Raw genomic sequence first — 23,070 nt, forward strand, 5'->3', positions numbered from 1 at the left:
GCGCACCGGCACGGGGAACGCTTGGCCATAAAACAACAATAAAAGGTGAATCCTGCATGAAAAGCACTTTGTTGCGCCTTGCCCCGCATCCGTACTGCCTGCTGGCCGGGAGTGTGGCGCTGGCGTTGTTCGGTGGTTCCGAGGCCGGGGCCACGACCTTCGAGGTCAATGACAACTGGTCGCTGAGCACCAACACCACGCTGACCCTGGGCTCGAGCTGGGCGCTGCGCAATGCCGATCCGGGGCTGCTGTACGCTCCGGACGCGGCCAGTATCGGCAAGCACGGCGAAGGTATCGATACCAATGGCGACGACGGCCGCCTGAACTTCAAGAAGCACGATCCGATTTCGCAGATCTTCAAGGGCCTGACCGATTTCGATCTGAACGACGGCAGCCAGGGCGCCTTCATCCGCTTCAAGTACTGGTACGACCATGCTCTGGAAACCCGCGACGGTGACTTCAAACAGTTTGACGACTCCAGCTACCCGGACCTGGCCAGGTTCCAGGGCTTCGAAACCCTGGACGCCTATGTCTGGAAAGACTTCGATGTCGCCGGCAAGGCGCTGAACGTCAAGTTCGGCAAGCAGGTGCTGAGCTGGGGTGAGGCACTGTTCTTCCAGAACGGTATCAATGCCATCAACCCCCTGGACGTGTCGGCGTTCAACCGTCCCGGGGTCGAGCTCAAGGAAGGTCAGCTGCCGGTGGAGATGCTCTCGTTCAACCTCGGCCTGAGCGACACCCTGAGCCTGGAGGGCTTTTACCAGTACAACTTCCGTCCCTCGGTGCTCGATGGTTGCGGCACCTTCTTCCAGGCCGCCGATTTTGCCCCGGAAGGCTGCGGGCCGATCATTGCCGCTGTCAGCGGCGACCGCACCACGGCCAACGCCCTGGCCACCGGCACCTTCATACCGCGTGGGCCGAGTGACTACCCGCATGACGGCGGGCAATACGGCCTGGCCGTGCGCAAGGTGCTGGAGAGCCTCAACGACGCCGAGCTGGGCCTGTACTACGCCAACTATCACAGCCGCTTTGCCTCGTTCAACGGCACCGCCGTCACCGCGCGCGGCCTGAGCAACTTCAAGACGGCCAGCTACAACTCGGTGTACCCCGAGGATATTCGCCTGTTCGGCATCAGCCTGAGCGGTGTGGTCGGTGGCACGGCGGTGTTCGGTGAGTTGAGTTTCCGGCCTAACCAGCCGTTGGGCTTCAACGGCAACGATACCGTGCAGTTCCTGCTGCGCAGCCCCAACACGCCGTTCACCGCACCGGGCGTGACGCCAGCGCTGGGCGCGCCGATCGAAGGGTATGCGCGCAAGCCGGTCAGCCAGTTCTCCCTCGGCGCCACCGATACCGTCGCCAACGTGCTGGGTGCCAACCGCCTGGCCCTGGCGGCGGAGGCGGCGGTCAACCATATCTCTGACCTCGGCGATGAGCGCTTTGGCCGCGGTGGCGCCTATGGGCGCAGCGAGCTGAGCACCGGTGCTTACAACCCGGCAAACCCGGCCAGCTTCTGCGTCAGCCCGGGCACCGCCAACCTCGACCCAGGGCAGATCGCCAATCTCAACGCCAACAACTGCAACGACAACCGCGGGTTCTTCACCGACTGGTCCTGGGGTTATCGCCTGCGCGGTGCGCTGAGTTACGAAGGCCTGCTGCCGTCCACCGTGGTCACCCCGAGCATCAACTTTCGCCATGACGTGGACGGCTATGGCCCCAACTTCCAGGAAGGACAAAAGGCTGTCGGCCTTTCGCTGCTGTTCGAGTACCGCAACGACTACTCGTTGGAGTTTGCCTACAACGATTTCTTCGGCTCGAACGACTTCACCACCCTCGACGACCGCGACTTTGCCTCGGTTAACCTAAAGGTGAGCTTCTGATGACTACTCCAATGAAAAAACTGCCTGCTGTTCTTGCCTTGCTTGTGGCCTGCCTGCAGGCGCCTGTGTATGCCAAAGGGACTGATGCCAGCCAGCTCGACGGCCGTCTCAACCCCATGGGCGGCGAGCGTGCGGCCAATACCGACGGCAGCATCCCGGCCTGGTCCGGCGGCCTCAAGCCGGGCAGCGTCACCGCCGCCAGCAACGGCGACTATGCCGACCCGTTCGCGGCGCAAAAGCCGCTGATGGTGATCAGCGCCGGCAATGCCGGGCAATACCAGAACCTGTTGACCCCAGGTCAGCAGGCGATGCTCAAGCGCTTCCCCAGCTATCAGCTCAACGTCTACCCCAGCGAGCGCACCGCGCATATGCCGGCAGCGGTGACTGCCGCCACCCGCGCCAACGTCGCCGCTGTCAGCCTGGCCGAATCCGGTTATGGCCTGGTGGGCTACCAGGACGGTATCCCGTTCCCGCTACCGACCGAACCGCTGGAAGTGATGTGGAACCACCTGGCCCGCTATGTCGGCCACTCGGTGCAGCGCGAAATGGCCTCGGCCACCGTGGAAAGCAACGGCAGTTCGACGCTGGTCACCTATCAGCAGTCGGTGCACTGGCGCTCGGCGATCAGCGACCTTCCCGAACAGGAAAACGCCCTGTACTACAGCGTCATCCGGGCCCTCAGCCCGTCACGGGTGGCCGGTGAAATCACCATGGTCCATGAACCGCTGAACCAGGTGCAGGAACCGCGCAGTGCCTGGCAGTACATTCCCGGCCAGCGCCGCGTGCGCCGTGCGCCGACCGTGGCCTATGACACCAGTGCACGCTACAGCTATGGCCAGTTGACCAGCGACGGCGTCGGCGGTTACAACGGCGCGCCGGATCGCTACGACTGGAAACTGCTCGGCAAGGAAGAGCGGCTGATTCCCTACAATAGCTACAAACTGGCCAGCAAATCGCTGAAGTACGCCGACATTCTCAAGGCCAACAGCATCGATCCACAGCTGGTGCGCTATGAAAAGCATCGGGTCTGGGTGGTGGAAGCGACCCTCAAGCCCGGTAACCGTCACGTCTATGGCAAGCGCCGCTTCTATATCGACGAAGACACCTGGCAGATCGCCAGTGCCGAGATGTATGACAGCCGGGGTGAGCTGTGGCGCATGTATGAGAACTACCCGATGCAGCTGGCCGACATCGAAGTGCCGTTCCCGGCCATGGACGCAACTTATGACCTGATTTCGGCGCGTTACACCACCAACTTCATGACCAACGAATACCCGCAGAAGATGGTGTTCAACGCCTTGGCCAAGAAAGAGGATTACAGCCCGGCGGCGTTGCGCCGCTACGGCAAGTAAACCTGCGTATCGACGCACGTTGAGGGTCCGTTTTGCCCAGCCGCTGCTGATGCAGCGGTTTTTTTATACCCGCAACTCACTGCTCTTGTGGGAGCTGGCCTTGCCAGCGATGCAGGCAGCGCGGACGAGCTGACACTGCGTTGATACCATCGCCGGCAAGGCCGGCTCCCACCTTAACCCGGTGTAAGGGAGTTGTTCCCACAGAAGATTTCAAACCGGGCTCTGGCAGAACTCCAGAAAACGCGCCAGGCCGCGGGTCGGCTGCTTGTCCTTGTGGATCACCCGGTACAGGGTGCGCTTGAGCGGGCCGCTGGGGCAGGGCAGGGTGCACAGCTGGCCCAGGGCAAGTTCGCCGCGCACCATCACCCGCGACACACAGGCGATGCCCGCGCCGGCGATCACGCAGTGCTTGATCGCTTCGCCATTGGACACTTCCAGCAAATGCTGCGGGCTGCCCAGCCACGGGCCGATCAGGTGCTCGAGCATATTGCGTGTGCCCGAGCCCTGCTCGCGGGTAATCCAGCGGGCGCTGGCCAGCGCCTGGGCGTCGGGCTGGGGCAGGCGGGTCAAGGGGTGGCCGGGCGCGGCGATCAGCACCAGCTCGTCTTCGCGCCAGGGCCGCACATCGATATCAGGGTGCTGGACCGGGCCTTCGACAAAACCGACATCGACCGTGAAGTTGCACAGCGACTCGACGATGCGCTCGGTGTTCTCGACCTTGAGCTCCAGGCGGCTATGCGGCTCGGCGGCGAGAAAGGCAGCCAGCAGTTCCGGCAGCAGATAGGCGCCAATGGTGGTGCTGGCACCGATGCGCAGGTGGCAGGTCAGTTGCTGCTGGAACAGCGTTTCGGCTTCCTGGGCACCTTCCAGGGTGGCCTTGGCGTGCGGGTAGAAACGCCGTCCGTGCTCGTTGAGCACCAGGCGCTTGCCATGGCGATCGAACAAGCGGGTGCCGAGCTGGTGCTCCAGGTCTTGCAGCGACATGCTCGCCGCTGCCTGGCTCAGGCTCAGGTCCTTGCTGGCGCGGGTGACGCTGCCAAGGTCGGCGACGGCAACGAAGGTGGCCAGTTGTTTGAGAGTGATGCGGCACTGCATATCAGCTTTCCTGATATGACCAATAAGAATATCTAGCTTCATATAGGTTATAAGAGATTGCAAGCTAGCGTCACCACAAACGAGGTGTCGTTATGCTTGTTCTGAGTCGTACCCAGCTCCCCTACAGCCTGCTTACCGGCGTCACCGGCAGCCTGGCGTTGGCAGCGCTGGCCATGTGGCTGTCGTCTTCGCCGCTGCTGCACGCTAGCGGGATCGGCACGCTGACCCTGGCCATGCTGCTGGGGTTGGCGGTCGGCAACCTGGTGCCGGGCACGGTGCACCGTGCGGCCGCGGCCGGTGTTCAGCTGTGCAAGCAGCCTGTGCTGCGCCTGGGCGTGGCGCTGTATGGCTTCCGGCTGACCGTGCAACAGGTGCAGGCCCTGGGGGTACAGGCGTTCGTCACCGATGCGCTGCTGATTCTCTCGACCATCAGCCTGGCCATCTGGCTGGGCACCCGGGTGCTGGGCATGGAGCGTGGCACCGCCGTACTGATCGGCGCCGGCCATGCGATCTGTGGCGCTGCGGCGATCCTGGCCAGTGCCGGGGTGGTCAGGGCGCGCAATGACCAGGTGGCGATTGCGATTGCCTGCGTGGTGCTGTTCGGCACCCTCGGCATGCTGCTCTATCCCTGGTTGTTCACCCTGATGCCGACCCTGTTCGGTGATAGCCATGGCTTCGGTATCTTCACCGGCGCGACCCTGCATGAAGTGGCCCAGGTGGTTGCCGCAGGCCAAGCCATGGACCCGCAGGCGGCCGAGGCAGCGGTAGTCGCGAAACTGATCCGGGTGTTGCTGCTGGCGCCTTTCCTGCTTGGCCTGGGCGTGTGGTTGAGCCGCAAGTCCGAGGGCGGGCAGCGCACTGCTGCGGTAAAAGTGCCGCTTTTTGTCCTCGGCTTTATCGCCTGCATGCTGATCAACTCGTGGCTGGCGCTGGATCAGAGCGTGCATCAGGCCCTGGTCAGCTTCGATGACCTGTTGCTGGCTGCAGCTATGGCGGCCCTGGGATTCAGTACGCGCTTGATCGATTTGCGCAAGGCGGGGCTTAAACCATTGATTCTGGCTGCGGCGTTGACGCTGCAACTGATGATTGTGGGAGGTGCCTTGACCCTGCTGTAAATCGTGTAGCAGTCAGCAGTTGAAATCAGCCCGGCACGATCGATTTGGCCGATTACACTGTTGAAACCGCCACACATCGAGTACCTGGAATGGGCTGCGTGCTGATTGGTCATGCTGCTTGGCTGGAGGGCCGCCTGTTGGCGAGCCTGGCGTTGTCGGTTCGCGCCGTCGAGGTTTCGCAGGGCTGGGGCCGTCAGCCATGAGCAGCCAGGGACGGGGCATCTCGCTGCAATGGCTGGTGGCGCTGGCGATCATGCTGGGCATGTTGCTGCTCGGCGTCGGCCTGGCCTGGCAGGGCTATCGCGGGATACAGCAGACGTTGGTGGCGGCCACTGGCGATGCCGCCCAGCAGCTTGGCAAGACGATTGACGAACGCGCCCGGCGCTTGGTCGATCCGGCGCAGAGCAGTATCCGGCTGCTGGCCTTCAACCCGACTGCCGGCAACCTGACGCAACGCCTGGAGCGGCTCGCGCAACTGGTCGAGAGCCTGAACGCCAACAAGATGCTCAGCGCCGTTTACGTCGGTTATCCCAACGGCGAGTTTCTCCTGGTCCGCAGGCTCCGGGATCCGCAACTGCAGCAGCGCTTCGCCGCGCCGCCAGGTGCTGCGTTCCTGGTGCAGAGCATCAGCGCAGGTGCCGACGCTGCGATGCTGGGCGAATGGCGTTTCTACGACCAGGCGCTGACCCTGCTCAAAACCGAGGTCAAGCCGGAGTATCACTTCGACCCACGCCAGCGCCCCTGGTTCGTCGAAGCCTCCGCACGCTCGACCACCGTACTGACCCGCCCCTATGTGTTTTTCACCACCCGCGAGATCGGCCTGACCATGGCGCAGCGCAGCGTCGACGGCGCGGCGGTGATCGGCATGGATGTCTCGGTCGACGACCTGGCCAGTGAGAGCCGGGACCTGCGCATGACCGCTGGCACCGAGATCGCCGTGGTTGACGATCAAGGCAGTGTGGTGGCCTATCCGGACCTGCAGCGGGTCATCGTGCATGAGGGGCAGGCCGTGCGCCTGTCGCGCATCAGCGAGCTGGGCATTCCCAGCCTGGAGCGTATCTACGCCGACCTGCCCCAGGGCACTGCGCTGCAGCCTTATCAGGTGCAGGGGCAAACCTGGTATGGCATGCGCGCGCAGCTTACGACCCTGGCCGGACAGGATCTGCAGGTGCTGATTGCCGTACCGGCCCACGAGCTGCTGGCCGGTGCGCGCAAGGTGCTGTTCGAGCAGCTGCTGTGGACGGCGGTACTGATGGGCGTGTTACTGCTGCTCGGCGGCCTGCTCGGTCGACGTATCGGCCGCCCGCTGCGTTTGCTGGCCGATCAGGTGCGAGCCCTGGCCGGTTTCGATTTCAGCCGCGAGGTGGGCGTCACGTCGCGGGTGTCCGAGGTGCGTGAACTGAGCCGGGTGCTGAGCCGCATGTCGGGAACCATCCGCAACTTCCAGGCGATCACCCTCACGCTCAGCCGTGAGAGCCAGCTGGAGCGGATGCTCGACGGGGTACTCAGCCATCTGGTGGACGCCGCCGGCGTCAGTGCTGGCGCGGTGTACCTGTTCGATGCCGAGCATGCGCTGCTGCGCCTGGCGGCCTCCTGCCGGGGCGAGGGTTACCCTGAGGAGCTGAGGATCGGCGAACGCGATCACGAGGATCTGCCAGCCGCGGTGACACAAGCGATGGCGTTACAGGGGCACAGCCTCGCGGTGGTGCTCAATGACCGTAGCCAGGCGCTGCTCGGCATTCTGGTGTTGCAGCTGGAGAATGAGCAGGTGCGCGATGAAGTGCACGAACCGTTCCGGCGCTTTGTCGAGGAGCTGTCCGGCGCTGCCGCCGTGGCCATCGAGACACGCCAGTTGATCGAAGCCCAGCAACGCCTGCTGGATGCCATGATCAAGCTGCTGGCCGATGCCATCGATGCCAAGAGTCCCTACACCGGCGGCCACTGCGAACGCGTACCGCAACTGGCGCAGATGCTGCTGGACAAGGCCGTGCAGGCCGACAGCGGCCCCTATGCCGACTTCAGCATGAGCGAGGCCGAGCGCTACGAGTTCCGCGTGGCGGCCTGGCTTCACGATTGCGGCAAGGTCACCAGCCCCGAATATGTGGTGGACAAGGCGACCAAGCTTGAGACCCTGTACAACCGCATCCATGAGGTACGCATGCGTTTTGAGGTGCTCTGGCGCGATGCCGAGCTGGCTTACTGGCAAGGCCTGGCCAGCGGTGCCGATCAGCAGGCGCTGCAACGGACGCTGGAGCGCTGCCAGGCTCAACTGCAGGAGGAGTTCGCCTTCGTCGCCAAAACCAATATCGGTGGTGAGTTCATGCAGGATGACGACGTCGAGCGTTTACAGCGGATCGGCCAGCGCCGCTGGCGGCGGCACTTCGACAACCGGCTGGGTATTTCGCGCGACGAAGAAGAGCGCTTTGCCGGTGTACCGCAGGTGCAGTTGCCGGTGGATGAACCGCTACTGGCCGACCGCAGCGAGCACCGGGTGCCCTGGGGGGCGCGCAAGCCACCGGTGGCCAGGGACGATCCGCGCAACGTCTGGGGCTTCGACATGCGCCTGCCGGCCAATGCCAGCAACTACGGCGAGCTGTACAACCTGTCGATCCGCCGCGGCACGCTGAACGACGAGGAACGATTCAAGATCAACGAACATATCGTGCAGACCATCATCATGCTCTCGTCCCTGCCGTTTCCGCGCCAGCTCAGGCGCGTCCCGGCGATCGCCGGCAACCATCACGAGAAGATGGACGGCAGCGGTTATCCGCGTCGGCTGGGCAAGGATGAGCTGAGCATCGCCGAGCGGGTGATGGCGATCGCCGACATCTTCGAAGCGCTGACGGCCGCCGACCGGCCGTACAAGGCGCCGAAAACCTTGTCCGAGTCGGTGAAGATCCTGGTCTTCATGGCCCGCGACAATCACATCGATGGGCAGCTGCTGCAGCTGTTCCTGAGCAGCGGCGTGTATCGCCAGTATGGTGAGCGGTTCCTGCGTGCCGAGCAGATCGATGAGGTGGATGTGGACTATTGGTTGGCGCAGATACAGGGCACGATTTTTTCGTGACCTGAAGGGTAAAGCGCAAAAGGTGTCCTAGACTTCAGGCTTAAAGGGTTTGACCTCATAAAAAAATCACCGCTGCGATTGCTCAAAGAGTGAGTGCACATATGAATGGTAGTTCCGCAGCGGGCTCTCGATTAAGCGTACTTGACGGATGGCGCGGCATTAGCATTTTGCTGGTGCTGGCGTGTCACTTGCTGCCACTCGGGCCAAAGCCATGGCAAATGAATTCCGCCGCAGGCGTGATGGGCATGGCGATATTCTTTACCCTGTCGGGATTCCTGATCACAAGTTTTCTGCTCAACAACAGCAGCGTCGTTGACTTTTTAATTCGCAGGATCTTCCGCATTGTGCCGCTCGCCTGGTTGTACATGGCCATTGCTTTGTTTGTCATGAACAGCCCGCCGGAATTCTATATCACAAACTTCCTGTTCGTTGCCAACTGGCCGCCGATGTGGCTTGGCAGTGCAAACGGCCACCTCTGGAGTTTGTGCATGGAGGTCCAGTTTTATCTGGCCATCGCGTTGCTGGTGGTGCTGATGAGAAACAAGTGGATGATGCTGATCCCTTTTTTCTGCATCGCCGTGACGATGTACCGCGTCATCAATGAAGTCCATGTCGCCATCAATACCTATTACCGCATTGATGAAATATTGGCAGGGTGCATACTGGCACTGGTATACAACGGCAAGCTGGGCGACAGTCTGATGCACTATGCGAAACAAATGTGGGTTGCGCAAATAGTTCTAGCGCTGCTGTTTGTCGTGTCCAGTCACCCCGAAGCGGGCTTCATGAACTACTTGCGTCCCTATTTTGCCGCTGCAATGGTGGGCAGCACGTTATTCAATGGACGCACGCTGGTTGCCCAGCTTCTGAATACGCGCATTCTGTTTTATATCGCCACCATCTCGTATGCACTCTACGTTGTTCACCCGCTGCTGGAGCAGACCTGGTTGGGGAGCGGGGATACCCTGGTCAAATATTTGAAGCGGCCTCTGTTGTTTGCCGCAGTTTTTATCACTGCGCATATCTCGACTTTCTACTATGAAAAATGGTGGATTGCGTTTGGCAAGACATTTTCCCGGAAAGTGGTTAGCCAGTCTGTGACAAGCTGAACGTCCGCAACAGGCGGTTCAGAGGACTGGCACTGGTCTGCTTGAGTGGAGACCTCATCCTCCTTGATCGCTGCAATGGCGCAGCACGCAAAGAGCACTACACTTGATCCTGCTCCATGGAACACCCCTGGGTACGGATTCACTTGTCCCTCGTGGACGTGAGCCAGTCGCCCGGACGAACGGTGGCAGCCATCGATAGCGCAGTGGAATGGGTGCTCGCCACACAACCCGCGAAATCCAAATGGATGGGAGTACTGTCATGAGTGGCTATAACGCTGTATTGGCGAGAAATACAGGTAATGCTCCAAAAGGAATAGGTCCGTACTCACAAACCGTAGCGTTCTCTCACTACAATAATCTTTCCGCTCAGTTACCTGTCGACCCGGCAACTGGTGCGTTGGTAGCGGGTGGTGTAAAAGCGCAGGCTGAACAGTGCTTCAAAAACATCAAGGCGATTGTAGAGAGCATCGACCATGTGATGGAAGATGTGGTCAGGATTACTATCTTCCTTAAAGATATCGCCGATATTGAGGTTGTTAACAGCGTGTATGCAGGATTCTTTCCTGGCTATGTCCCCGTGCTGACGACAGTCGCAGTTGCAGCGTTGCCTATGGGGGCGTTAGTGCAAGTTGAAGCGCTGGTTTCAAACGGCGAAGGCACTATTCCACAAGCGCCACAGGCAGGCGACCTGGTAAAAACTGTGAGGAACACGGAGAACGCACCCGTAAGCGCACTGTCTGCGCAGACCGTGGCTTTTTCGCATTACAATAACCTGTCGGCTCAGCTACCGATCGATCCCAAAACAGGCAGGTTGGTCGCGGGCGGTGTAAAAGAGCAAGCTGTGCAGTGTTTGAAAAACATCAAGGCGATTTTAGAAAGTATTGATGTTCCTTTTGATGATATCGTCAAGATCACTATCTTCGTTAAAAATCTCTCGGATATTGAGCGGGTAAACGAAGTCTACACAACCTTTTTCCCGGATTCGGCCATTGCCAGGGCGGTAGCCTATTTCCCCGCGCGGACTAGCGTTGCGGTCCAAGCGTTGCCCATGGACGCTTTGGTGCAAATAGAAGCGGTTGTATCACACGGAGACGGCACGCCACCGCAAGTTGTTGAAGACCGGCACGGGATTGTCATAAAGGCAAAAAATACTGCGGCTGCCCCCAGGCATGCGCTATCTACACAAACGGTAGCCTTCTCTCATTACAACCATGTATCTGCGCAATTACCACTCGATCCCGCCAGCGGGAAGGTGGTCGGCAAGGGGGTGAGAGAGCAGACTGAACAATGTCTAAAAAACATCAAGGCAATTGTCGAAAGTATCGATCACGCCATGAGTGATGTCGTCAAGGTCAATGTCTTCCTTAAAAACATCGAAGATATTGCGGCATTGGATGAAGTGTACACGGCCTTTTTCCCCGGTGGTGTTCCTGCACGCAGGGTAGTGGGGGTGTCGGCGCTACCTGAAAATGCGCTAGTGCAAATCGACGTGGTTGTGGCAAACGCTGAAGGCACGCCTCCTGAAAAATAGCGGGATACATTTCCCAGTGACGAGAAAGGGAAGTGGGGGCTAGTCCCCCAGCTTCCCTTTTTCCACTTACCACGATTCCTCATGCAGCGACTGCAATTGACCCGCGCGCATTTTCCAGGCGCGGTTGATCGGGCTCTCAGGCTTCAATGCAAGACGCTCGGCAACCAGTGCCTCGGCAAGTGCGCGGTTGCCAAGGCGAATGGCTGCCTCAATCAGCGTCCATGAGAAAACATCACGCTGCGCGTGACTACCGCCGAAGCGGTTGGCTTTGGCGCGTAGTGGCATCAGCGACGCTATCGCCTGGGCGTACTCCCCACGGCCAAACGCCACCAATCCTTCGCAGGCCGGCACACCAATCTCTCTGCTCATCATGGCATTGCTACCGATGCCAGCAGCGGCCCGCCTCAGGGTATCCAACTGTTGAATTTGTGCCCGGCTGTTCGCAGCACCCACGAATGACATCATCGCGTTCACGTCGTTAAAGGCGTAGATACCGTCTTCACAACGTGACTCCCATTTTTCCGCCAGTCCGTTCCACCGATCGCCAACGTCATGACCGAGCAGGGAGAGTCTCCAGAGCAGCGCCGATCCATCAAGCAGCTCAAGCGCTTGAGCAAATCCCCCCGCTGAAATGTCTTCATCAAAGAGGCGCAGCGCACCAGCCACGTCATTAGCCTCAAGGAGGAACAGCGCCTGGTGCCACCACAAATGGAAGGCAAACATGCTGTTGGGAGCCCAGGCACTGGCGCTGGAGGAAAGGTATTTGGCTCCCTCTACGTTGCGGCCCTGCATTTCCATGACATGCGTGACGGCGTGCACCGCCCAGCCATCCTGCGGGTTCAAGGCAACGGCTTCGCGACCCTGTTCTTCGGCCTGGCGGTAATCCCCTGACTCTTCCAGGCCAAAGGCATACATCCCTTTGACAAAGCCAACGCCGGGAACGTCCTTATCCCAGTGCGGCATCACCCGCGCTATGCGATCACGCAGCATATGCGCATAGCCTAGATAGAAGTCGCCCAAATGGGCGAACTGCAATGCCAGCAGATCGCGGGGGTACTCGATCGAAACACGCCCCCAGATTTCGATTGCCCGCTCCCAGTCGCCGTCGAACCAGGCGCGTACTGCATGGATATGCTGGCGCTCGCGATCATTCGCTTGCGCTGCCAGGCGCTCTGCTGCGTCCAGGCTTTTGTGCAGCTCTGAGTCAAACGCCTTGTCGGTCGCCGTGGCAATCGTGCCAGCACGAAAGGCGTAGGCCAGGGCAAAATCCGGGTGTTGTGCAATAATTTTGTCAGCTGCAGCCAAAGGGTCGGCCTGGTAGGCATGCAGCAGGTCGCAAGCGCTGTCCAGCGCATCGATTGCCTCCTGCGAGCCATAGGAAACAGGATTGCCACGTTTGTCGCGTTTGCTCATGCTTTCCTCCTGACCATGCCCTGAGGGCATACATGATCGAGATGTGAGGATCGCTCTTGATTGTCCCTCCTGATTTGCCTCAGAGACACTTTTCCGACGAAGCGTGAACACTAGCCGTTGCTTGCCATCCGAAAGCACAAGTTGACGGTTGTCCCTTTGTTTTTACCAATAGTCAGGCTAGCGTGACCGCCAAAGCGCTTCATTATCAGTTTCACCAACATTAAGCCAATTCCAAAGCCGCCATGTTTGATGGAACAACGAGGCCGGAACAACGCCTTCTGTTGGGCGGCGGTCATTCCCTTGCCGGTGTCACGCAGTATTATGCTCAAACGCTTGGATGAGCGCTGATCGATTGTTATGTACAAAATCCCCCCGTCTGGCATCGCATCAATCGCATTGGATACCAGGCTGTCCAATATTTGAACAAGCAACTGGTGATGACCTGTTACCGGCAGAGTACTGGTTGCGGAAAATTCCACATGTACGTTGGCGTTGGATAATGGCAGTTCAAAATTCCGAAGGGTCTCAAGTACCGCCTCTACCGGATCGGCCTTTCCGATTTCACCCTTCAGGGAGGTGGACGCAACATGCAGTTCATTGATCCATTCCGACATGCGATCGACCTGATGGATGATGTCGCCGATGTTTTTGCAGGCAGCTTGGGTACTGACCTCCAAGGCCAGCTCGGCACTAGAGCGGACCACGGCGAGGGGGTTGCGTAAGTTGTGAGCCACTACGCTGGTCACTTCGTTGAGTAAGGTGGCCATTTCATTATCAATGTTGTGTTGAATCCTCGACGAAAATACACCGCCACGTTTACCTGTGAAGGACAGGAGGCCTAGATAAATCAAGGCTGCGCCCATGGAGCAAGCGAGCCACAGCACGAGGTAACCCGACTGAGTACTGGCCAGCCAGCCGGGCGGCTCTGTATAGAACTCAACAATCGAGGGTACTTTCCCCGCTGTATTTACGAGCGGGATGTAATTCTCAATAAATATGCTGCTTGGTTGACGAGTGAATTGCTGCTCATTGTGATTTTCTTTTGCTTTATGGTAGCTGGCAACGACGCCGTCCTTGCTGGACTCGGCGCTCTCAAGTTCCTTGTCGCCGGCGAAGCGCTGGCCGATCAATTTTGGATTGCTGGACCAGATAATGACATTGTCTGGTGCATAGACATTAATCAATAAGGTACTCGGGTGATTGGCAATGTTGCTCAGGCTCTCAAAGAACATGTTTCGTGATTTTTGCCGATTAACCTGGGCTTCTTGAGGCAGGCCGCTATCTTCGCGCGGGTCCAGTAGGTCGCTTGTTTGATATCCACTCAACCCCATGTTGCTTGCATCCACGGCTCCCAAGGCCTGGATGAACTTGGCAGTGAGTGCTGTATTTTGCTGGGTGTTTGTACTGATAATGAGGCTGGTGGCAATAAATCCAAAGAGGGTTGCGATCAAAATTATACTGGGGCCGATGAATGGCGAGGGTATTCGGGTCTCTTTGAGTTTCGCCAAAAGCGAGGCAATGCCTTTGATAGGCAGTACGTTAAGATTCCATGGCACACGGCGCATAAAGAAATCTCTTGTTTTTTGCGCTGTACAGTCCAACCCATCTTTTGAATCTGCTGTCTCACTGACTGCAGGCGGCTGCCCGAGATCGCGTTTGGTATCGCACCGGGCGCGTTCATCCAGACTGGATTTCTGCAGTGCTGAGGTTAGCGGGTTTCTCTCGTGAGTTTGCTGCATGCGCTTCACACCTCGAGATATTGAGAGAATAATCTGCAATTTCGAATGTGGAATAAGCACGCATCATGCCAAGCGCGATAGCCCATGACTTCTGAGCTGAGGCTAAGTCGCGCTTGATTGGTTACCCAGAAAATCCCCTCATTTGGGGGTGTTTGGGTTTTTCGTCACCCGATTGGGGGCTATTTGATCTGCACAATCACCGGACCTTCCGTCACGATCGGCGGCTCCGCGTGGATATGCGCTGCATTTTTCTGAATCCAGTCACGTGCGACTTTCAAGCTCGCATCGCTACCGGCCTTGTCCGTGCAGACCGTCACCGCCGTACCGCCATCACCGGTATTGAGCAGTGTGTAGCTTACCAGGCCGGGCACTGTCCGCAGGGTAGCGTCGACGTCGGCACTGCGCTCTTCCAGAAGCTCGAAAAGCTGCTTTGCTCCAGTACCCAGGTAGGTTCTTATCACCGCGTACATGTTCGTCTCCTTTGGGAGCACCGCCTCCAATCCGGATCTACTGAGGCCGCTATCTCCCAGGTTGCAATGCTCCCCGATTCATTAAGCTTAGCTACACGCCGACGACCAGCGAAATGCAACGACCATCGGCGGCTTCTGGTCGTCCACAGAACTGCGCCAAAAGCACTCAGGTATCTAAACTTGTCTGTAAGCCCGGGGTTACCGGCTGACTGGCGAGGAGCGAAGACGATGAGTGCATTGCGAATGGGCACGTTGGTATTTACGGCATGGGTGACCCTGCTGACGGCTTCGGGTATTGCCCACGCCGAAGGGGTTGCCTTGATCACCGGCGAGCAATGGATGCAGTCGTCGGAGGAGCTCAAGAAGGTCTATCTCATCGGCATCGCCAATGCCTACGAGGTGGAGGCGGCCTACTACAAGGCGAAGCCGCCTTCCGATGAGCACAGCCTGATTCCACGTTTCGGCAGGGGCTTGAAAGGCCAGACGCTCGATACCGTGCGCGAAGGGCTCAATCAGTGGTACGCAGCCAATCCCGACCAGGTGAAACGGCCCGTCATCGAGACCATCTGGTTCGAGATGGTCGTGCCCGGCCTGAAGCAGAACAAATAGCGGAGGTGAGCATGAACAGGTCCTTATTGTTTGCCGCAGCCCTCACGGCGGTGAGTGTGATCGGCTGCACCTCGATGTCCGCTCAGCAGCAGGGGACGGTGAGCGGTGCCGCCATCGGTGCTGCGGCTGGCGCCGGCATTGCCGCGATCTCCGGCGGCAGTGGGTGGACTGGCGCCGCGCTTGGCGCCGTTGCCGGCGGGGTTGCCGGCAACATCAGAGGCAGACAGCAGAAGTAGCTGCGCCAATCCGCCTCAACGCTCCATGACATAAGTACCAGGTGCCGGGCAGAGGGGCGGGTACTTGCGCGAGCCGGGTTTTTTCGGCGCCGGCAGGCTGTCACCCGAGCGTTGCCCGATCCATTCGCGCCAATGCGGCCACCAACTGCCTTGCTGGCACTCCCCGGCGTTCTGCAGCCAGGTGTCCGGGGTTTCGGCGGCGGCAGGCGCCGCGTAGTAGAACGACTTGGGATTGCCCGGCGGATTCACCAGGCTCTGCAGGTGCCCGGCGTTGGACAGCACATAGGTTGTGTCTTCGCCAAACAGCCGGGCGGTGCCGTAGCAGCCCTGCCAGGGCGTGATGTGGTCGGTGGTGCCGCCCACCACATAGGCGCCGACTTTCACCTGGGTCATGTCGATCGACTCGCCGGCAATCTCCAGGGTGCCCGGGTTGCTGTAGGGGTTTTGCTGGATCAGGTCGAGATAGTCCGCGTGCAGTTGGGCGGGTAACCGCGTGGTGTCGTTGTTCCAGGCCAGGATGTCGAAGGCCGGCGGCTTGTTGCCCAGCAGGTAGTTGTTGACCCAGTAGTTCCAGATCAGATCGTTGGGCCGCATCCAGGCGAACATGCTGGCCATGCCCTGGCCGCTCAGCACCCCCTTACGCCGGGAGCTGGCCTTGGCCGCGCGCAGGGCGGACGGGGTGGTGAACAGCCCCAGGGTGGTGTCGCCCAGCGCCGAGGGCATGTCGAGCACGCACACCGCCCAGCTGGTGTTGGCCACCTTGTGGCCTTCGCCACGGGCCGCCAGCCAGCCCAGGTAGGCGGCCAGAGTGATGCCGCCGGAGCAGGAGCCCCACATGTTCACATCCGGGCTGCCGGTGATCCTGCGTGCTACGTCTACAGCCTGGTCGAGGCACAGCGCGTAATCGGACAAGCCCCAGTCGCGGTGCTCGCGGGTGGGATTGCGCCAGCTGATGACGAAGAGATTCACGCCGCTGTCCTGAATCCACTTGATCAGGCTTTTCTCCGGCGACAGGTCGATGGCGTAGTACTTGTTGATTTGCGGCGGCGACATCACCAAAGGCCGGGCATAGACGTTTTTGGTGGTGGGCGCGAACTGCAGCAGCTCGAACATCTCGTTGCGAAACACCACCTCGCCCTTGGCCGTGGCGATGTTCTCGCCAACTTTGAACGGCGTGCTGTCGACCTGTTTCGGCAGCCCACGGTTGTTCAGCATATCGTCGCCGAACTGGCGCAGGCCCCTGGCCAGGCTCATGCCACCGGTGTCCACCAGCTTGCGCAGCGCCGCCGGGTTGGTCAGCGGCGAGTTGCTTGGTGCCACTGCATCGGCCAGCAGCGCTGCGACGAAGCGCGCCCGGCTCTTTTCCTGCGGGGCCAGGTCGGTGGACTCGATGAAGCGGGTCAGCTCACTTTGGCCGGCCAGGTAGCTTTGCAGCAGTGCGCGCAGGAAGGCGTTGGACTGCCAGGCCGGATCGGCGAAGCGCTTGTCCTTCGGATCCGGCGCGATGCTGGACTTGCCGCCGACGATGCTGCGCATTGCTTTCAGGTAGCCACCCAGATGAGCGCCGGCTTTGAGCGGCGAGGTGCCCACGGCCTTGAGCAGGTAACCGGCCGAGCTGGCCAGGTCCGCCGCGCGCACGCTGACCAGCGGATTGCCTGCCAGGGTCTGGTTGGCAGCCGTGCCGATCAGCTCTTGTTGCTGGGTGCTGTCCGGGAGATCGGCATTCTTGCGAGGGCGACGCTTGCGGCCGGTCGCCGGGGGGCGCCGGGTAGGGGTTGCGGTCTCGGTCGTGCGGGTGGATCTGCTCATGGCGGCTCTCGTGTTTCGGGGCGCTGTATTGTTGTGCTCCGACTCTAGAGCAGGAGCGGCAGCGGCCACCTCGCATCGCACGACAGCGAATTTTCATCTCATGACAAGGGGGTAGGGGGCCGACGAGCTGAGTGGGTGGCCAGGGGAACAGTCAGCGGCTGCTTAGAGGTTGCGGGACAAGTCCATAGATGCGGATCAAGTGAGTTTGTGGCAGCGATAGTGTCGTGAGATCAATCGCAAAAGGGCGCGCTGGTTGATCTGCACAATGACTGGACCTTCCGTCACGATCGACGGATTCGTGTGGAGGTGTGATGCGATTGTCTGAGCCCAGTCACGTGCGGCTTTCAAGTATACATTGCTGTCGGCCTTGTTCGCGCACACAGTCACCGGCGTACCACCATCACCGATATTGAGCAGTGTGTAGCTTGCGTGGCCTGGCACTGTCCGCAAGGTAGCGTCGACGTCGGTTTTGCGCTCTTCTAAAAGCTCGAAAAGCTACTTTGTTCAGCGCCCAGGTAGGCTCTGATAACCGCGTACGGTTTCGTCTCCTTCGGGAGAAGCGTCTTGATACCCATCCAAGACCTCTGATGGCCGCTATCACCCAAGTTTAAATTCGCCCCGATTTATTAATCTTGGCCACACGTCGGTAACAAGCGAAATGCAACGACCACCGGATGCTTCTGGTCGATATCTGCCGATGGCACGCAATCGTGGCGGCCTTCCATTTTGATATCCCTACCAGCCCGATCCACCGTTGGCAGAGAAGCGTGTCCATGCGTTGGGCATGTTGCCTGCGCATCCAGGGCGATGATCTTTAGAACGGCGCGCACACGTTCTGAGTACCATCGACCTGGATGGGTGTGTTTTGGAGGGTGTAGTTGAGCCTGGATTGCTCGGGTTTGAGGCGGTTAGCTATCCCTTGGAAAAAGCCTTAAGAGTAAATCTTGCGAACTGGTTAAATAGACAGTACTTTTTGAGGTGTCGCGGGCTGGATTTTACCTGCTCAGTAGGTATGCGATTTCCAAGAAAATGGTGCACGGCCATAGATAAGCCTTCGCCATTTTGGAACAATATTGAGAAACTCCAGGAGGACGATTGGAGAGGGTTACTGTTTCAACCAACAGCTATCGGGCGTTCCGCGACAGTGTTCTGAAGCAAGCAAAAAAGGATCGCGATTCCGCACGCGCCTGGCCATACCAGGAGGATGAGGATCAGCCTGCATATCATCGACGTCGAGAGGAAATCCAGCTGGCTCGGCGTTGGGTCTGCAAAACTCTGCAGTCATTGCTGGTTCAGACTCCGGAGAGTGAGCCGCATATCCGCCGCCTATTGGGTATCACATCGACCGTTCCTCTGATTCCCGAACATTGGACTTCATTCCGGGAAATTGGCCAATGGTTCGTGCCATTGTTTCTCACTTGGCCTTACGTCCGCGGTGTGATGCAAGGGGTCAAGACCTATGAGGGACGATCCTACTTGTTCGAGAATTTGTACAAACGGGTTCTTGCCTGCCGCCTGGAGTACTACACGCCTGCCGTCGATTTGGCCCTGCGCCACCTTGAAACCCCTTCGTTGCAGGAAGCCCGCGATTTGTCGATGCAGGATCCGGGGTGGGTCGAGGCGACCTATACACTTGGATTGCGCAAATTGGCGCAGATCACGCCATATGCTCGGTATGGTCAGCGCAAGCTGGATGGAGCATTTGCCGATATTCTAGTGAAGACCAAGGTCATCACCACCGTCGACGAACTCCAATGGCTCGACTACCGGGAGCCTTACGACTACAACCGCTCAGAGCGCCATGCATCGACCTGGCGAAAAGTTCGAAAAATGGTGACCCTGATGTCCAGCCATGGCATCGCTCGGCGATCCATTGCGGAAATGTTCAAATACTCGCTGTCGTCTTTCAATGCAGAGCAATTGGAGTCCAACCTGAGCTGTATACAGGGCAGCGGAGTGCAGGATACCACGGTGCTCTTCGACGCTGTCGGAGAGCTGTTGTGGCGAGCCAAACCCGCGAATTGGGACTTTGTGCTAAATGTAGTGGGCGCAAAGAGCGCGCAAGAGATCCAGCGTTTCACCAAGCTTCTGGAGGCCTATAAGCCACCTTCGCTGGACATGGCTCGGGCGTTGATTGCTTTGGGTGCGGGTGTCGATGGTCTGGCGCAGTGCCAGACATTGCTGATGAATGCTGAGCGGAACGGCAGGGCTGCGCCGGTCGCTGCATTGCAATGCTTGGCGGACCCGCCCCATGAGTTGGATATCGAACACCTTGCAAGATGTAACGACTACCTGGAGTATTCAGAGAAACTTCCCGACTACCTGGCTGTATTGAATCGTTACGGCTACGGCGCTGCTGCTGCGGTTGTTGCCTTCCAAATCTGTTTCCGCAACACCTATGCCCAGACCCTTGAAAGCTGGTTGGCTATCTTGGGAGAACGAGGCGCTGGGGTACAGCTGGAAACCATCGCTGACTGGGTACGCCAGAGCAACGAAGGAGGCTACTCAGATAGCTACCAGTATCTGATCCAAGCCATTCCGATGCCGGATCTCAAGCACCTGCAACAAGCGGAGCCGATCGTACGCTTTGGGCGTCCTTTCCTCGAGTTTGTTGTGCTGCGCAAGGGGTTGGCCAGTATCCAGCAGTTGCGTGACTGGTATTTTAAAGCGCGAGGCGTGCAGAATCTTAAGTGCTGGTCCGCCTTGGATGCCGTGCGTTTAGTCGTGTTGGATGATGCCTACGCGCGCAATAATTTCGCATTTGTCGACAGCAACGAGGCAGCCATCTCTGGCGCCTTGTGCGAAAGGGTTGACGGCATCCTTGGAACGCGCCTGAACCTTGCTGATGAAGTAGCCAGGGATCAATACGATCAAGCTTACAAAACTACTCGCTCAGCAGAACGGGCTGCGCTGCTGCCCATCCTGCCGACCATTCTCGCGCAGACCGGCGGGCTTCTTCTGCAAAGTGTGTTGCGATATGCCTGGCAACCGCCACAAGTGTTGCAGGCCCAACTCAGTGCGTTGACACCACTGGTGAATGGATTGCTCGCAGGCAAGGGGCCTACCGGTGGCTCTTTGACCGAGCTGGAGGCGGACGCCATTGGCATGCTCTACCGGACCGCGCCCGATACTGTGGGAAGAACCTGGTCGCAGGTTTCAGGGCATGAACATCATCTGGCTTCGTTGACACTGAGCAGCCACTATCCTATGGAGTGGACGCGCTCCATGCGTCGGCTGCGCGAGCCTCTGGAGCGTAGCAGCTTGCTCGCGTTGGCTCAGGCCAAGACGTTCTCGAGAAAGTTCTCTCCGTACGAATCGGAGTCGACTTTCGACGCATGCAAGCATCTGCGTGGCAAGCGTTTGGATGACAAAGCTAGCGATCCATGGTCCTTGGCAGCGCACCTTGGCGTTTTGTTCGCCGTAGCGAGTGGCGACTCCGTACTGGATCACTGGTTCCAGCATGAACTGGATGGCTTGGCACAGGTCGTCGAGGAGGGAGCTGACGTAGTGTTGCGACTTGAGCAGCTTGATCAGATTTTCAGCACGACGCTTCCGGACGCCCTCAACAAGCATGGAGAGACGTTTGCCCGTCGGTTCAGCGATGCCGATGCTAGTTTCTTGGCGACTCGCCTGGTTGGTAGCAAGGCACCATTGCAAGGGGCCACTGGCCGTGAACAATTGCTCAATGCCTTGAGCAAGGCTCAGGAAGTGGTGCTGTCAACTTGTGTTCGTTGGATGCAGCGGGAGCAACGCAAGTTCGTGAAGATCAAGCAGGGTCAGAACGTTACGAATTTGAATGCCATTCTGACGAAACATCCGGCGGCCTACTTTGCCAAGCACGCAGCCAATTTGTGTAGCCGTGAGAATGTGTCCATGTGGCACGAAAAGCGCTGCGCTCATCTGGTCGTGTTTGACCCTGTGCAGCGCCGTCTCGCGGGAATCGCCTTAGTCTATATCCAGCCCATCTGCGCCTTGGATCGCAGTCGCAATAGCCTGATCATTCGCGCCATCAACCCGATGGATGACATGTTGGCCACCCATTCGGTTTCCTCGATCGTGGATGCATTTCTTGATGTTGCCATTGCAATTGCCGAAGCCAACAATCTTGCGGCCGTGGCAATTCCCTGGCACAACGGTGCGCATCTACTTTCGAACCAGCGCGCCATCGAGAAAGACTTGGAGAAACGCTTCACGAATCGGGCCGTATCGTATTCAGCACCTCACCACAGTGGTGCTGCCAATGTGGACAGCGTCGAATGGCGCACTCGTCCCCGCTCTGTCGAGGCCAAGTTTTATGCCTACGCTCACGGGGATGAGGAGGTGACCAAATTGTTCGCTATCTGGGCTAGTGGACTGATGGAAAGCGCAGTGAAGAGCGAATACGCAAGCTTCGAGGGGTAACGATCTGGCCGGGACATCCCTTGGGGGAGCTCCACAGCCGTATGGGCACTTATCCCCCTTGGGGGTAGGTGCTTCATCTTCTGTGTAGTTGGTCGCGAGGCTGGGCGATGTATTCGTTAGGTATTTCCGGTGGTATAGCCTGCCGATTGAATAGCCCCCGCATTCTATGCGCTTGCCGTCAGAAGCTCTCACAGTCAAAGACTATCCGGATCCCCAAAAAACATCTGAATCCGCGACCGCAACCAGCGCTCCCCCGGATCGTTATCCTGTGACCCACGCCAGGCCATGTGCAGCTCAAAACTCTGCACCTCAACCGGTGGATCGTCGGCCCGCAAACCTCCAGCTGCTGTCAGCACTTCGGCGGTGTAATCGGGCACAGTGGCAAGAATGTCGGTGCCAGTCAGCAAACTACCCAGCCCATTGAACTGCGGCACCGCCAGAACCACATGACGCTTGCGCCCGAGCTTTTCCAGAACTTCATCCATAAACCCGCCCAGGTCGCCCGCAAAGGACACCAGCGCATGCGGCCGGGCGCAGAAGTCGTCGAGGCTCAGGCTGCCCGGCATGCTGTCGGCGCGCAGCACTTTGGGTTTGCTGCGACGCAGCACTTTGCGCTTGGCGTTGGCGGGCAGGTCGCTGGTCCAACTGACACCGACCGAGATCTCGCCGCTGGCCAGCAAGGCCGGCATCAACAGGTAGTTGACCCGGCGCACCACCAGAACCACACCCGGTGCTTCGGCGCGTATGCGCTTGAGCAACTGCGGCAGCAGGGCGAATTCGGCGTCGTCCGACAGGCCGATGCGAAACACGGTGGTGCTGGTGGCCGGGTCGAAGTCGGCGGCGCGGCTGACTGCGGTGGAGATCGAGTCCAGGGCCGGGGACAGCAGGGCGAAGATTTCCACGGCGCGCGCCGAGGGCTCCATGCTGCGCCCGGTACGCACAAACAACGGGTCGTCAAACAGGCTGCGCAGGCGCGACAACGCGGCGCTGATCGCCGGCTGGCCGAGAAACAGTTTTTCGGCGGCGCGGGTCACGCTGCGTTCGTGCATCAACGTCTCGAAGACGATCAGCAGGTTCAGGTCGACGCGACGCAAGTCGTTACGGTTCATCGGCTCGGCTTCACTGGACGTTTGGGGCAGGGGTGAATCTTAAGGGTAAAGGCTGCTACCCTGCACCGCATAATTTGCTGGCAGCGGTATTACCAGCAATCAATGACAGGCATGTTGACTATTAATGGCCACAGATGG

At 59.1% G+C, this 23,070-nt stretch carries 15 protein-coding genes and 1 pseudogene; 9 read left to right on the plus strand and 7 right to left on the minus strand.

The annotated features are described in order from the left end of the window. Positions 1–56: 56 nt before the first annotated feature. Positions 57–1,877 (plus strand): DUF1302 domain-containing protein, encoded by a 1,821-nt coding sequence (locus tag AC07OF_RS15025; protein ID WP_495073084.1) that lies wholly within the window; start codon positions 57–59, stop codon positions 1,875–1,877. After that, complete coding sequence (locus tag AC07OF_RS15030; RefSeq protein WP_495073085.1) at positions 1,877–3,229, plus strand: DUF1329 domain-containing protein; 1,353 nt, start codon at positions 1,877–1,879, stop codon at positions 3,227–3,229. The genes AC07OF_RS15025 and AC07OF_RS15030 overlap by 1 nt, the downstream gene beginning before the upstream one ends. Positions 3,230–3,439: 210 nt before the next feature. On the opposite strand, the gene AC07OF_RS15035 is transcribed toward AC07OF_RS15030, so the two are convergent. Then, a complete protein-coding gene (locus AC07OF_RS15035; RefSeq protein WP_157192359.1) occupies positions 3,440–4,324 on the minus strand; it encodes a LysR family transcriptional regulator in 885 nt (294 codons plus the stop codon). Between the two features lie 92 nt (positions 4,325–4,416). Between AC07OF_RS15035 and AC07OF_RS15040 the strand changes: the two genes are divergently transcribed. The 4 genes from AC07OF_RS15040 to AC07OF_RS15055 all read left to right on the plus strand — a co-directional run bounded on the left by AC07OF_RS15040 (position 4,417) and on the right by AC07OF_RS15055 (position 11,146). Next, positions 4,417–5,439 (plus strand): YeiH family protein, encoded by a 1,023-nt coding sequence (locus AC07OF_RS15040; protein ID WP_157192360.1) that lies wholly within the window; start codon positions 4,417–4,419, stop codon positions 5,437–5,439. Between the two features lie 199 nt (positions 5,440–5,638). Then, a complete protein-coding gene (locus tag AC07OF_RS15045; protein ID WP_495073086.1) occupies positions 5,639–8,506 on the plus strand; it encodes an HD domain-containing phosphohydrolase in 2,868 nt (955 codons plus the stop codon). 101 nt (positions 8,507–8,607) lie between these two features. Continuing rightward, positions 8,608–9,615, plus strand: coding sequence for an acyltransferase family protein (locus AC07OF_RS15050; RefSeq protein WP_157192362.1), 1,008 nt, complete (start codon positions 8,608–8,610; stop codon positions 9,613–9,615). A 259-nt stretch (positions 9,616–9,874) separates the two neighbouring features. Next, positions 9,875–11,146 carry a RidA family protein gene (locus tag AC07OF_RS15055; protein ID WP_495073087.1) on the plus strand — a complete coding sequence of 424 codons (1,272 nt, stop codon included), beginning with the start codon at positions 9,875–9,877 and terminating at the stop codon, positions 11,144–11,146. Positions 11,147–11,212: 66 nt separating this feature from the next. On the opposite strand, the gene AC07OF_RS15060 is transcribed toward AC07OF_RS15055, so the two are convergent. The 3 genes from AC07OF_RS15060 to AC07OF_RS15070 all read right to left on the minus strand — a co-directional run bounded on the left by AC07OF_RS15060 (position 11,213) and on the right by AC07OF_RS15070 (position 14,768). Further along, positions 11,213–12,559: a tetratricopeptide repeat protein gene (locus tag AC07OF_RS15060; RefSeq protein ID WP_495073088.1), complete on the minus strand. Its 1,347-nt coding sequence runs from the start codon at positions 12,557–12,559 to the stop codon at positions 11,213–11,215. A 110-nt stretch (positions 12,560–12,669) separates the two neighbouring features. After that, positions 12,670–14,298, minus strand: a complete 1,629-nt coding sequence (locus tag AC07OF_RS15065) for an ATP-binding protein (protein WP_232478250.1) — start codon at positions 14,296–14,298, stop codon at positions 12,670–12,672. 179 nt (positions 14,299–14,477) lie between these two features. Next, a complete protein-coding gene (locus AC07OF_RS15070) occupies positions 14,478–14,768 on the minus strand; it encodes a hypothetical protein (protein ID WP_157192364.1) in 291 nt (96 codons plus the stop codon). 228 nt (positions 14,769–14,996) lie between these two features. On the opposite strand from AC07OF_RS15070, the gene AC07OF_RS15075 reads away from it, so the two are divergent. Both AC07OF_RS15075 and AC07OF_RS15080 read left to right on the plus strand, forming a co-directional pair. Continuing rightward, a complete protein-coding gene (locus tag AC07OF_RS15075) occupies positions 14,997–15,377 on the plus strand; it encodes a hypothetical protein (RefSeq protein ID WP_157192365.1) in 381 nt (126 codons plus the stop codon). 11 nt (positions 15,378–15,388) lie between these two features. Further along, positions 15,389–15,613, plus strand: coding sequence for a YMGG-like glycine zipper-containing protein (locus AC07OF_RS15080; protein ID WP_038610370.1), 225 nt, complete (start codon positions 15,389–15,391; stop codon positions 15,611–15,613). A 15-nt stretch (positions 15,614–15,628) separates the two neighbouring features. On the opposite strand, the gene AC07OF_RS15085 is transcribed toward AC07OF_RS15080, so the two are convergent. Both AC07OF_RS15085 and AC07OF_RS15090 read right to left on the minus strand, forming a co-directional pair. Further along, positions 15,629–17,422 (minus strand): alpha/beta fold hydrolase, encoded by a 1,794-nt coding sequence (locus tag AC07OF_RS15085; protein ID WP_495073089.1) that lies wholly within the window; start codon positions 17,420–17,422, stop codon positions 15,629–15,631. Positions 17,423–17,617: 195 nt separating this feature from the next. After that, positions 17,618–17,997: pseudogene (locus AC07OF_RS15090) on the minus strand (hypothetical protein). Between the two features lie 520 nt (positions 17,998–18,517). On the opposite strand from AC07OF_RS15090, the gene AC07OF_RS15095 reads away from it, so the two are divergent. After that, entirely contained in the window at positions 18,518–21,823 is a 3,306-nt protein-coding gene (locus AC07OF_RS15095) for a hypothetical protein (RefSeq protein ID WP_157192367.1), read from the plus strand. A gap of 194 nt (positions 21,824–22,017) precedes the next feature. On the opposite strand, the gene AC07OF_RS15100 is transcribed toward AC07OF_RS15095, so the two are convergent. Next, positions 22,018–22,932 (minus strand): LysR family transcriptional regulator, encoded by a 915-nt coding sequence (locus AC07OF_RS15100; protein WP_038610382.1) that lies wholly within the window; start codon positions 22,930–22,932, stop codon positions 22,018–22,020. Positions 22,933–23,070 lie beyond the last annotated feature (138 nt).

Source organism: Pseudomonas sp. GW821-FHT10B02 (assembly GCF_059415665.1).